The organism is Streptomyces sp. NPDC046308, assembly GCF_055588065.1.
The window spans coordinates 230,487-243,070 of sequence record NZ_JBVJFB010000006.1; the positions used below are offsets into that span (position 1 = coordinate 230,487).

A 12,584-nucleotide genomic window follows, 5' to 3' on the forward strand; every position below is an offset into this window, starting at 1 on the left:
CTGTCACTCATCCACGCGGGGAGGCATGGATGGGCAGGAGCCGCAGAACAATTCCGGAGGAGCTTCTGCTGCTCGCCTTGGACCCGGCCACGGGTACCACGGCGCAGCCGCAGTCGCTCGACCTCGGCCTGGCCGGGGCACAGCTAGTGGAGCTGGCTCTGGCAGGACGGATAGCCCCTGATGGGGATCGTATCGCCGTGGTGATGCCACGGCCGACAGGAGATCCGACTCTGGACTCCGCACTGGAACTGCTGCGCAGGCGCGGCAGCCCGGTACGGGCCGTCCACTGGATCGGCGGACCCCGACTGGGGCTCCGTCAGATTTACCTCGCTCATCTGGAGCGCTGCGGCATGGTCCACGCCGTCGCGGGACAGATGTGCGGTGTGTTGCCGACGACTCGCTACCAGGCGACGGACACGGAGATCAGCCGGGAGATCCGAGCCCGGCTCGACAGTGCGATCCGCACCGGCGTACCGCCGGACCCGCGGACCGCGGCGCTCGCCGCACTGGCCCACGCGGTCGGACTCGGCAAGCACCTGTACCCCGGCAACGAGGGGCGGTCGTCCAGGTCCCGACTGCGGGACCTGATCCGGCACGACCCGATGGGCGGACTCGTGGCGCATGCCGTGATGGACGTCCAGAACGGTGTGGCCGTACAGCCGCGCCGTGACCGCGCACCGGCACCACCGGCCCGGGCCACGGCCGGCAGCGTCCCGCTGCAGCCGCGCCGGACCGGTGCGATGGCCCGCGCGGCCGCGCACTGATCCACCGGTCACGACCAGTTCGGATCCACGGATCCGTCCCGGGTCCGGGCCAGTTCCACCAGCTCCATCGCATCGCCATCGCCGTGACCGACGTCCGCAAGGACCCGGTTCGGAGCCGCCAGCGCGCGGGGTGGCGGGGCCGGTTCGCCGACCCCGCCGCCCCGCGCGTCTGTGTTTTCCCTGCCGTTCCCCAGCGGCGGCGCCCGCTTCGGTGGCAGTCTGCTCGACATCAGACACGCAGAGAGATCGCTGCACGACAGAAGAAGGCGGAGGTGCCGTTCCCGTGGCGTCCAATGTCAATCCCACCGTCCGACGCCGCCGACTGGGCATGGAGTTGCGCAAGCTCCGCGAGGACAAGGGCATGACGGCCGAACAGGTCGCCGAGCGCCTCCTCGTCTCCCAGTCGAAGATCAGCCGGCTGGAGAACGGCCGCCGGTCCATCAGCCAGCGCGACGTCCGCGACCTGTGCGACGTGTACGAGGTCGAGGACCGCCGGCTCATCGACTCGCTCATGCAGATGGCCAAGGACTCCCGCCAGCAGGGCTGGTGGCACGCCTTCGGCGACATCCCCTACAGCGTCTACATCGGCCTGGAGACGGACGCCGCCAGCCTGCGCACGTACGAACCCCTGGTGATCCCGGGCCTGCTCCAGACCACGGAGTACGCCCAGTCCCTCGTCCGCGGTGCGTGGCCGGAGACCGCCCCGGCCGACGTGGACAAACGGGTCCAGGTCCGGATGCACCGCCAGAAGCGGCTCTCCGAGACCGACAACAACAACCCGGAGCTCGGCCCGCTGCGCCTGTGGGCGGTCATCGACGAGGCCGCGCTGCGGCGGCAGGTGGGCGACGCCCAGCTGATGACCCGGCAGCTGGCGTACTTGATAGAGCAGTCCGAGCAGCCGCACGTGACCGTGCAGGTGATGCCCTTCGCGCTGGGCGCCCATCCCGGGGTCAACGGCCAGTACGCGATCCTGGAGTTCCCGGACGCGTCCGACTCGACGGTCGTCTACATCGAGGGCGTGACGAGCGACCTGTACCTGGAGAAGGCCAACGACGTGCAGAAGTACAGCGTGATGTACGAACACCTGCGCGCGCAGGCCCTCAACGTCGACCAGACCCGCCAGTTCATCTCCGACATCATCGACGAATACGCCGACAAGGGCAAATAGTTCGAACGGGTCGAACGGGTCGAACGGCTCCGTGATGTGCCGGGTGAGCGGCGAAGGGGTCGGTACGGTACACGTCACTCCCCAGCCACATAAGGCCTGAATGGAATATGCCACTCGGTCGGGTGAACGCTTCCTTCACCTATCAGGAGCTGCGGGTAGCGTCGATCAGGTCAGCCGGAAATGGCCGACAAGACACCGGAACTACTCGCTCACCGGAGAGAAACATGGCTATTCGTCAGGGCGCCACGGACAACTGGGTCAAGTCCTCCTACTCCGCCAACGGCGCCTGCGTCGAGGTCAAGTCCCCCGTCATGGAGGCCATCGCCGTCCGCGACTCGAAGGTGCAGGACGGTCCGTCCCTCACCTTCGCGCCCGGCTCCTGGACCTCCTTCGTCGCCGACGTCACCGAGGGCCGGCTGGGACGCCTCGCCTGAAGATCACGTCGCGTCCCGATCGTCCCTCCTGTTTGAGCCCTCTCGACCGGTCCGCCGTCTTGGCCGAGGGGGCTCGGCCATGTCCGCGTACGGGAACGGGTACGTGCACGGGCAGCGGCACCGGCACCGGCACCGGCACTGGCACTTGCGCCGGAACCGGCACTGGCAATTGCACCGGCACCGGCACCGGCACGGTCAGCGCAGCTGGTCGACGTACCGGTCCGTCCCCGGCACCGTCGGGATGAACGGCGCCACCAGCTCCACCCGACCCAGCCCCGCCTCCGCGACCTCGTCGTCCAGCCCCTGGAAACGGTCCCAGCACGCGCGCGGATCGGCCTCCAGGAACCACAGCAGCGTGAGCCGGGTGTCGACCCCCTCGACCTGCTTGACGTACGTCATCCGGTCGCCCGGCAGCGGAGTGGGCCGGAAGACCGTCACCATCGCGGCCGGGGAACCGTGCAGCCGCTTCGGCAGGGCGCGCGAGCGCAGCCACTCCAGCAACTCGGTCCGCTGCTCGGGCCCGTCGGCGTCGACGACCTGGACCACGAGGCCGGCGTACGGGTGGTCGAGGGCGTGGAAGTCCCGCGGGCCGGCGGCGCCGTCGCGGTAGACGGTGGCCGCGTGGTCCTGGAAGGCCGTGAAGACGTGGGTGCGGTCCTGGTAGACGCGGCCGTCGCGGTTGAGGCGCTTGTTGATGCCGACGGTCCACTTCATGTGCTCGTCGTAGCGGCCCTCGGTGACCCAGTACGTCGATATGTAGCAGCCTGCGGTGACCGGTTGGGCGACGGCCGACTTCTCCGGGTAGCGCAGCTCCTGGAGCTCGCGGGTGGCGACCCAGCGGCGGCCCGCGTACATCCACGGCATGGCCATGGCGCCGGCGTAGTAGTGGTCGTCCTCGTACCAGCGGTTGTACGCGTGCTCGTGGCCCGGATGCGGCTCCACCATGGTGATCAGCGCGTGGCCGGGGCGGACGCCATAGGGGCCGACGGACGCGAGCGCGGCGTAGTCGTCGACGCGGGTGTCCTGCTGCGGGCCCTGCCGGGGTTCCTGCTCTCCTGTCGTCATGGGAACGGTCTAGCTGATGTGGCGTCAGATGGGGAGAGGTCCGCCTGTCACCATCCCCCACGGCCCAGCACCGCCCAGCACGGCCCGCCGTGGCCCGCCGTGGCCCGCCGTGGCCCACCGCGGCTCATCGCGGCCCACCGCCCGATAAATACATGGCGTCTACAACTTCACCTGACTACGATGCGCGCACCCGTCCCGGAGGAGCGCCATGCCCGCCAGCGCCACGCCTGCCACCGCCTTGCCCGCCGACGCCGCCGCGCCCGCGTCGCCGCCCCCCGCGTTCGCCGCCCGCGCGACCTCGGTCGAGGGTTCTCCCGTACGCGAGATCCTCGCGCTCACCGAACGCCCCGGGATCGTCTCCTTCGCCGGCGGCCTCCCCGCACCCGAGCTCTTCGACACCGAGGGCCTGCGGACCGCGTACGACGCCGCCTTCGCGGTGTCGGCGCGGCGCGCGCTCCAGTACTCGACCACCGAGGGCGCGCCGGAACTCCGCGCGGCCGTGGCCGCCCGCGCCACGGCGCGCGGCCTGCCGACCGACGCGGACGACGTCGTCGTCACCTCGGGCTCCCAGCAGGCCCTCGCCCTCGTCACCGCCGCCCTGATCGAACCCGGGGACGTGGTGCTGGCCGAGGACCCCACCTACCTGGCGGCGATCCAGTGCTTCCGGATGGCGGGAGCGCGGGTGGTGGCCGTGCCCTGCGACGGGGAGGGCATCATCCCCGAGGCCCTGGCGGACCTCGTGGCCCGCGAACGCCCGAAGCTGCTCTACACCGTCCCCACCTTCCAGAACCCGACGGGACGCACCCTGCCGGCCCCCCGGCGTGCGGAGGTGGCGCGGATCGCGGCGCGCCTCGGGCTGTGGCTGGTGGAGGACGACCCGTACGGGGACCTCCGCTACGAGGGCTCCGACGTCCCGTGGCTCGCGGCGCACCCGGGGGCGGAGGACCGTACGGCCCTGATCGGCAGCTTCTCGAAGATCATGGCGCCAGGGCTTCGCCTGGGCTGGCTCCGGGCCCCGGCGGCCCTGCGCCGGGCCGCGGTGGTCGCGAAGCAGGTCGCGGACCTGCACACCTCGACGGTGGACCAGCTCGCCGCGGCCCACTACCTGACGACGGCGGACCTGAGCGCGCACATCGCCACGGTCCGCACGGCGTACCGCGAACGGCGCGACGCCCTGCACGACGCCCTGAGCCGGACCCTCCCGGCCGACTGCGAGTGGAACCTCCCCGCGGGCGGCATGTTCATATGGGCCCGACTGCCCGAGGGGCACGACGCGACGGCCCTCCTCAAGACGGCGGTCACTCACGGCGTCGCCTTCGTCCCGGGAGCCCCCTTCCACCCGACCACCCCGGACCCCCGCACCCTGCGCCTCTCCTTCACTACCCACACCCCACCGGAGATCAGGGAAGGCGCGACCCGCCTCGGCCGCGCCCTGACGGAGTACGCCGGCATCTGAGCACCCCGAATTCCCGCCGCGCGACCACGGAGGCCGAACGTCCGGCAACTCACCGATCTGAGCCCGGACACCCCCCGTTGCCGGCAACCGCGGACCCGCGCGCCTGTCTCGTTCTGTGCACTACCGAACAGTGAAATTGGACTCCCGCCGTCGCAGCAAGCGAAGGTTCGTTCCTTCCCGACCTCATCGGCGCGAAAGGCCTGGGTTCCTGGAAGCATTTCCCCCACAGGGACGACCCGACGGGCCAGCACTTAGGATAAGCCACGACAATAGGCCAGGAGAATGGGAATGGATCATCGACCAAGGCGACATTCCACATTTCAACTCATTCATCGACGGGGTGACATGGATCAATTTCTACGAAGGATATCGCTGGCTCGACTGAGATGACGCCTCAGCCCGATAACGGAAGACACCTCGACATGCAATCGGACGACACATTGCAGCCTGGACAAGTCTGCATGGGCATCGTTACCGCAGTGGGCGACCGCCACCTGGAAATCGACCTGGGAGGAGGTGTCCACGGAACGGTCACATCTGCGAATCTGTCCTGGATGAGATTGGATCATCCTTCACAGGTTGCGCGGGTCGGGCAATCGGTCACCCTCGTATTCCTGAGCGCCGACCCCGACCGCGGCACCATTTCTCTGTCATTGCAAGACATCGAACCCGATCCACTCATTGAATTTGCCCGCAGTGAACTAGGGAAGATCTCTTCGGGACGAATCACGAAACTCACCCCGATCGGAGCCTTCGTGCGCCTCCCATCCGGCATCGAGGCCCTTCTGCCGCATACAAAAGCTGGGGCTGAGGGGTCGAAAGACTTCGAGGTCGGTGACGCATGCGAGGTCAAGGTGGACTACATCAATGTGCACCGCCGTCAGGTAAGGGTCTCCCTCCCCACCCCAGGCGTGAGCCACCGATGAGCCGCGGAAAGTTCCCTGGTACGCGCCCCGCGGGCGCCGATGTTGAAAGCGGACCCCTCCCCGCCTGAGCGCACTGACGACGGACGCAGATATCGCCCGTACTGAGCGGCCGTGGACGCCCAACAGGCGATCCCCACTGGAAGGAGAGCGCGAGTCGTGATCGTGAGGTTCGCCCTCCGGCCCGACCAGGGCGATCCCAGTGGATTCGACCTTGGTGACATGACGTGGCGGGGAGAGCTCGGCGAGGCCGGCTCTGCCGACCAGCAACCCGATCAGGGAATGATGATCCACCTTTCGGTCGCCCAGCTTCTCGACGCCCTGCGTGACCTGTTGGAGGGACGGACCGCCACTACACGGTTCATAGGCGTGGACAGTTCGTTCACATTGACCTTCAAGGCGATGAAGACGGGAGTCGGCGTGACATCCGGATCCCGGAGGCTGGCAGTGGTCAGCCGCGCCGCACTGGCCACCGCAGTTCTCGGCGCAGCAGAGGACCTGGCCGACAGGACGCTGGGAGCACTGCCCGCTCACGATGGCGTCCGAGACGATTACACGGCCGCTCTCGACCAATTCCGCAGCACGACAGCTCTGAGCCGGCCCCCCGACGATGGGGACAGGGAAGAGGACACTGTCAACGGTCGCGGGATGACCGACCACGACCTTCCGGCCTGCGGGGTGGAGCCTCCCTGTCCTACGGCGGCCTCGCCGGCGACCGCCTCACGGGGAACGTCACCTTCTGCGGTGACCACCCGGGCGTCCGGCCCTACGCCCCCCGGCGGCCCGCGGCTGCGGCTGGCGCGTACGTCGGGGTCGTGCCCCTTCACAGCGGCGCGCCCGCGTCGTAGCCTGACGCGCCGTCAGATATGCCCTGCCGCCCGGAGGTCCGTCATGCTGTTGCGAGGGAAGACCGTCATCGTCTCCGGCGTCGGAGCCGGGCTGGGGCATCAGGTGGCCGCCGCCGTCGTGCGGGACGGGGGGAACGCCGTGCTCGGAGCGCGGACCGAGGCGAATCTCGCCAAGTCCGCCGCCGAGATCGACCCCGACGGGACGCACACCGCCCACCTGCCGACCGACATCGGCGACGAGCGGCAGTGCGAGGCCCTGGTCGAGCTGGCCCGCGCGCGGTTCGGGGGTGTGGACGCCGTCGTGCACGTGGCCGCCTGGGACTCGTACTTCGGGGGCCTTGAGGACGCCGACTTCGGGACCTGGCAGCAGATCATCGACGTCAACCTGCTGGGGACCCTGCGGATGACCCGGGCCTGTCTGCCCGCGCTCAAGGAGCGCGGAGGCGCGGTGGTCATCATCGGGACGCAGTCCGCCGTCGCCGCGCCCAACGAGGTGCAGCAGGCCGCCTACGCCGCCTCCAAGGGGGCCCTCACCTCCGCCATGTACTCCATGGCCCGCGAGCTCGGCCCGCACCGGATCCGCGTCAACACCGTGCTGCCCGGCTGGATGTGGGGGCCGCCCGTGCAGGCCTTCGTCACCTTCACCGCCCACACCGAGGGCGTCCCCGAGGCCGAGGTCCACGCGCGGCTGACCGAGCGCATGGCGCTGCCCGATCTCGCCACCGACGGGGACGTCGCCGACGCCGCCGTCTTCCTCGCCTCCGACCGGGCGCGGGCGATAACCGGCCAGTCTCTGCTGGTCAACGCCGGTGAGCTGATGAGATGAGCCACTTCACCGCCGCCCCACCACCGCAACGTCGGATCGTATGCTCGGCTCATGACCACTCCGAGTGACGCTCCGACCGACAACGCGATGCGCCGCGCGCTCCGGCGGGCGCGAGACGGCGTCGCGCTCGACGCGACCGAGGCGGCCGTGCTCCTCCAGGCGCGCGGCGAGGCCCTGCGGGACCTCGCCGCGTCCGCCGCACGCGTAAGGGACTCCGGGCTCGCCGCCGCCGGGCGGCCCGGTGTCATCACGTACTCGCGCAAGGTCTTCATTCCGCTCACCCGCCTGTGCCGCGACCGGTGTCACTACTGCACCTTCGTGACCGTGCCCGGCAAGCTCCGCAAGGCCGGCCACGGCCTGTACCTCTCCCCCGACGAGGTCCTCGACATCGCCCGCCAGGGCGCGGCGATGGGCTGCAAGGAAGCGCTGTTCACCCTCGGCGACCGTCCCGAGGACCGCTGGCCCGAAGCCCGCGAGTGGCTCGACGCGCACGGCTACGACGACACCCTCGCCTACGTCCGCGCCATGGCGATCCGTGTCCTGGAGGAGACGGGGCTGCTCCCGCACCTCAATCCCGGCGTCATGTCGTGGTCCGACCTCCAGCGCCTCAAGCCGGTCGCGCCGTCCATGGGCATGATGCTGGAGACCACCGCCACCCGCCTGTGGTCCGAGCCGGGCGGCCCCCACCACGGCTCCCCCGACAAGGAACCGGCCGTACGGCTGCGGGTGCTGGAGGACGCGGGGCGGTCGAACGTCCCCTTCACCACCGGTGTGCTGATCGGCATCGGCGAGTCGTACGAGGAGCGGGCCGAGGCCTTCTTCGAGCTCCGCCGGATCCAGCGCAGCTATCACGGCATCCAGGAGGTCATCGTCCAGAACTTCCGCGCCAAGCCGGACACCGCCATGCGCGGCATGCCGGACGCGGAGCTGGAGGAGCTGGCCGCCGCCATCGCCGTCGCCCGGCACATCCTGGGCCCGAGCGCCCGGATCCAGGCCCCGCCGAACCTGGTGGACGCCGAGTACGCCCTGCTCATCGGCGCCGGCATCGACGACTGGGGCGGGGTCTCGCCGCTGACCCCCGACCACGTGAACCCGGAGCGCCCCTGGCCGCACATCGAGGAGCTGGCCGAGCGCACCCGCGCCGCCGGCTTCGAGCTGCGCGAACGCCTCACCGTCTATCCGGAGTTCCTGCAGCGCGGCGAGCCGTGGCTGGACCCGCGGCTGCTGCCGCACGTACGGGCGCTGGCCGACCCGGAGACCGGGCTGGCCGACGAGAGCGCCACCGTCGAGGGGCGGCCCTGGCAGGAGCCCGACGAGGGGTTCGTCGCCTACGGGCGCACCGACCTGCACGTCACCATCGACTCCGAGGGCCGCACCGGGGACCGCCGCGAGGACTTCGACCACGTCTACGGCGACTGGGAGGCCCTGCGTGAGGCGGCGGCTCCCGGGATGGTGGCCGAGCGCATCGACACCGACGTGCGCGCCGCCCTCGCGCAGGCCGCGGACGATCCGACGAAGCTGACCGACGCGCAGGCGCTGGCGCTGCTGCACGCGGACGGCCCGGCCCTCGACGCGCTGTGCCGGATCGCCGACGACCTGCGCAAGTCGGTCGTGGGCGACGACGTCACCTACATCGTGACGCGGAACATCAACTTCACCAACGTCTGCTACACCGGCTGCCGTTTCTGCGCGTTCGCGCAGCGCCGCACGGACGCCGACGCGTACACGCTGTCGCTGGACCAGGTCGCGGACCGTGCGGCCCAGGCCTGGGACGTCGGGGCGGTCGAGGTGTGCATGCAGGGCGGCATCCATCCGGACCTGCCCGGGACGGCGTACTTCGACATCGCGCGCGCGGTGAAGAAGCGGGTCCCCGGCATGCACGTGCACGCCTTCTCGCCGATGGAGGTCGTCAACGGGGCCACGCGGACGGGGATGTCCGTACGGGACTGGCTGACGGCGGCCAAGGAGGCCGGGCTGGACTCCATCCCCGGCACGGCGGCGGAGATCCTCGATGACGAGGTCCGCTGGGTGCTCACGAAGGGGAAGCTGCCGACGGCCGACTGGATCGACGTCATCACGACGGCGCACGAGCTCGGCATCCGGTCCTCGTCGACCATGATGTACGGGCACGTGGACCAGCCGCGGCACTGGCTCGGCCACTTCCGCACCCTGGCCCGGATCCAGCAGCGGACCGGGGGCTTCACGGAGTTCGTGACGCTCCCCTTCATCCACACCAACGCGCCCGTGTACCTGGCGGGCATCGCCCGGCCCGGTCCGACGGTCCGCGACAACCGCGCGGTGACGGCGATGGCGCGGATCCTGCTCCACCCGCACATCACGAACATCCAGACGAGCTGGGTGAAGCTGGGCGCGGAGGGCGCGGCCGAGATGCTCCGGTCCGGCGCGAACGACCTGGGCGGGACCCTGATGGAGGAGACCATCTCCCGGATGGCCGGTTCGAGTTACGGCTCGTACAAGTCCGTCCAGGACCTGATCGCCGTCGCCGAGGCGGCCGGGCGGCCCGCGAAGGCCCGTACGACGCTGTACGGGGAGGTGCCGCGGGAGCGGCAGGACGCGGCCCGCGCCTCGGACGGGCACCTGCCGGAACTGCTGCCCGTACTGGACTGACGGCCCGTACGGGACGGACGGCGGCGCGCGGGACTGACGGCGGCGCGCGGTGTCCGGCCGGTGTGGCGTCCGGCCGGTCCGCGCGCGCCCGGCCCACGGGAGGTGGTCCGGGTCGCCCGCGGTGGCGGCCCTTCTTCATCCGGGCCGAAGGCAAGTGGCAAAACGTGCCACCAGCCAGGGGGCGGCCGGAAGTATTCGCGAACTGGCCGTTCTCTGATCACTTCCGAGCCTCTTGGCGAACCACTTCCGGATTCGATCGAAGCTGTCCACTACGGTGAGGCTTTCGCATGCGCGGCGGGTACGAGTGCGGTACCGGGCGCCGGGCATCGGGTGGAGTGGTCAGCGGGGAGCGCGGTGCCGGGGGTGGACGAAGTGATCGGTACGAACAGCGGAACGGGGCCGGTACCCGAAGCCGGACGCGCCCTGCCGGGCCCCGCGACGGGCCCCCTGGCGAGGTTCCCGGCCGGGCCCCCGCCCCTGCCCACCCCCGCCCCCGAGCCCCCGCCGGGGCCCGCGGCCGGGTTCACCCCCGGAGCCTTGGAAGGATCCGCAGCCGTACTCCCGACGGGCCCGGGCCCAGGGTTCGTCGCCGAGCCGACGGTCCACCCCGCAGCCGGGTACGCCGCACCCGGACCCATGCCCGCACCCTTCGGCGCAGCCGGACCCGGGCACATGGCCGCGCCCATGGGCGCGTGCGTGCCCGGCGCACCGCCGGCCGGCTCCGAACCCGCGGCAGGGCCCCCGCCCCTGGACCTGACCGGATCCGGCGGATACGGGGCCCGGTTCGCCGCCGGGCCCGCAGGGCAGGGGGCGGGCCCCGAAACCGGCCCCCCGCCCGCACTCTTCGGCGAAGCCGGCCCCGCCACCCCCACGGCCGTACCCGTGGGCCTGGTTCCGGCCGCGGGCATGGACGGCCCCGCCGGGTACGGGCCCGCAGCCGCGGCCGGACCCCGGCAACAGCCCACGGCCCTACCCGGCCACCTGCCCGCACCCGCGGCCGACGACGGCCCCGCCGGGCACGCCGTCGGCGACGGCACCGCCGGGCACGGTGTGGGGGTCGGGCACGGTGTCGGGCACGCCGTCGGTGTCGGCCACGGCGCTGGCGGCGGCACCGTCGGGCACGGCGGCGTGCACGGGCCCGTGGCCGGACCTGTAGCCGGGCCCGCGGGGCAGGGGGTGGCCGAGCCCGCCGCAGGCGACGGGCGGACGCTCGGGCGGGCCGTCGTCACCGGGCTGTGGGGCCGCATCGAGCAGCAGGACTTCCGCAGCCGTGTCCGCGGCACCCTCCTCGGCTCCGCGCTGGGCGACGCCCTCGGTGCGCCCCTCGCCGGCCTCACCCTCGACGGCATCCGCGAGGCCCACGGTCCCGACGGCCTCACCGCGCCGGCGCCCGCCCACGGCCGCCGCGGCCGGGTCACCGCCGCCACCCAGCTCACCCTCTTCACCGTGGACGGGCTGATACGGGCCCACGTACGCCGGGACACCGGCGCCTGGCACCCGCCCACCGACATCCACCGCGCCTACCTGCGCTGGGCCGCCACCCAGCACGACTGGGGCCCCGACGAGCGCCGCAAGGACAACGGCTGGCTCGCGCGGCAGGAGTGGCTCTACGCCCGCCGCGGCCCGGACCGCGCCTGCCTGACCGGCTTCGCCGACGACGTCCTCGGCACCCTCGACCAGCCGAAGAACCCCGCCGCCCGCGGCACCGCCGCCGCCACCCGCTCGGCCCCCTTCGGGCTGCTGGTCGGCTGGGAGCCGGCCCTCGTCCTCCAGCTCGCCGTCGAGTGCGCGGCGCAGAGCCACGGCCACCCGACCGCCTCCCTCTCGGCCGGCGCGCTCGCCGTCATCGTCCACGGCCTGACCCGCGGCGACTCCCTCGACTCGGCCGTCCAGCGGACCCTGGGCCTGCTGGGCGCCCGCCCCGGCCACCAGCCCGTCACGGACGCCCTCCAGCGCGCCCTGTCGGCCGTCACCCAGGGCTCGCCCGGTCCCCGGGCCGTCGAAACCCTCGGCCGGACGGCCGACGGCGCCGACACGGACCCGGACCGCCCCGACGGCCCCGACGGCCACGACCGCCCCGACGCCGCCGACGCGCTCGCCGTCGCCGTCTACTGCGCCCTCGTCGCCGAGGACATCGCCCACGGCCTGCGCCTCGCCGTCAACCACGGCGGCGACTCCACCGCCGCCGGCGCCCTGTGCGGGGCGCTGCTCGGGGCCCTCCACGGCGAGACGGCCCTCCCGGCCGCCTGGCTCGCCGAGCTCGAAGGCCGGGCCACGCTGCTGGAGATGGCCGAGGACTTCGCCCTGGAGATGACCCAGGGCCCGAGCCTCCACAGCCCCACGGAGGCCTCCCCCGGCTGGCTGGCCCGCTACCCGCGCGGCTGACGCACGGCGGGCGTACGGCGGGCGTACGGCCGAAGCACGCCACCGCCCCTGACGCCCCCTCAACAATCGCGGGTCCAGCCCGTACCG

General features: G+C 71.9%; 9 protein-coding genes. 8 read left to right on the forward strand and 1 reads right to left on the reverse strand.

The annotated features are described in order from the left end of the window. Nucleotides 1-29 precede the first annotated feature (29 nt). The 3 genes from ACZ6JT_RS24510 to ACZ6JT_RS24520 all read left to right on the forward strand — a co-directional run bounded on the left by ACZ6JT_RS24510 (nt 30) and on the right by ACZ6JT_RS24520 (nt 2,366). On the forward strand, nt 30-764 hold the full coding sequence (locus ACZ6JT_RS24510; RefSeq protein WP_469212864.1) for a GOLPH3/VPS74 family protein: 735 nt from the start codon (nt 30-32) through the stop codon (nt 762-764). Nucleotides 765-1,047: 283 nt separating this feature from the next. Then, nucleotides 1,048-1,932 (forward strand): helix-turn-helix domain-containing protein, encoded by an 885-nt coding sequence (locus ACZ6JT_RS24515; RefSeq protein WP_469212865.1) that lies wholly within the window; start codon nt 1,048-1,050, stop codon nt 1,930-1,932. A 224-nt stretch (nt 1,933-2,156) separates the two neighbouring features. Next, entirely contained in the window at nt 2,157-2,366 is a 210-nt protein-coding gene (locus ACZ6JT_RS24520; RefSeq protein WP_362855773.1) for a DUF397 domain-containing protein, read from the forward strand. A 195-nt stretch (nt 2,367-2,561) separates the two neighbouring features. Here the strand turns inward: ACZ6JT_RS24520 and ACZ6JT_RS24525 are convergent, their stop codons facing one another. Continuing rightward, nucleotides 2,562-3,431, reverse strand: a complete 870-nt coding sequence (locus tag ACZ6JT_RS24525) for a hypothetical protein (protein ID WP_469212866.1) — start codon at nt 3,429-3,431, stop codon at nt 2,562-2,564. A gap of 208 nt (nt 3,432-3,639) precedes the next feature. On the opposite strand from ACZ6JT_RS24525, the gene ACZ6JT_RS24530 reads away from it, so the two are divergent. The 5 genes from ACZ6JT_RS24530 (at nt 3,640) to ACZ6JT_RS24550 (ending at nt 12,497) form a co-directional block, all read left to right on the forward strand. After that, entirely contained in the window at nt 3,640-4,887 is a 1,248-nt protein-coding gene (locus ACZ6JT_RS24530) for an aminotransferase-like domain-containing protein (protein WP_469212868.1), read from the forward strand. Between the two features lie 422 nt (nt 4,888-5,309). Continuing rightward, nucleotides 5,310-5,813, forward strand: coding sequence for a S1 RNA-binding domain-containing protein (locus ACZ6JT_RS24535; protein ID WP_469212869.1), 504 nt, complete (start codon nt 5,310-5,312; stop codon nt 5,811-5,813). A gap of 888 nt (nt 5,814-6,701) precedes the next feature. Further along, the gene (locus ACZ6JT_RS24540; RefSeq protein ID WP_469212871.1) at nt 6,702-7,484 is read left to right on the forward strand and encodes an SDR family oxidoreductase; all 783 of its coding nucleotides are present in this window, start codon (nt 6,702-6,704) and stop codon (nt 7,482-7,484) included. 51 nt (nt 7,485-7,535) lie between these two features. Further along, nucleotides 7,536-10,112: a bifunctional FO biosynthesis protein CofGH gene (locus tag ACZ6JT_RS24545; protein ID WP_469212873.1), complete on the forward strand. Its 2,577-nt coding sequence runs from the start codon at nt 7,536-7,538 to the stop codon at nt 10,110-10,112. Between the two features lie 1,176 nt (nt 10,113-11,288). Next, nucleotides 11,289-12,497 carry an ADP-ribosylglycohydrolase family protein gene (locus ACZ6JT_RS24550; RefSeq protein WP_469213276.1) on the forward strand — a complete coding sequence of 403 codons (1,209 nt, stop codon included), beginning with the start codon at nt 11,289-11,291 and terminating at the stop codon, nt 12,495-12,497. Nucleotides 12,498-12,584: the final 87 nt, after the last annotated feature.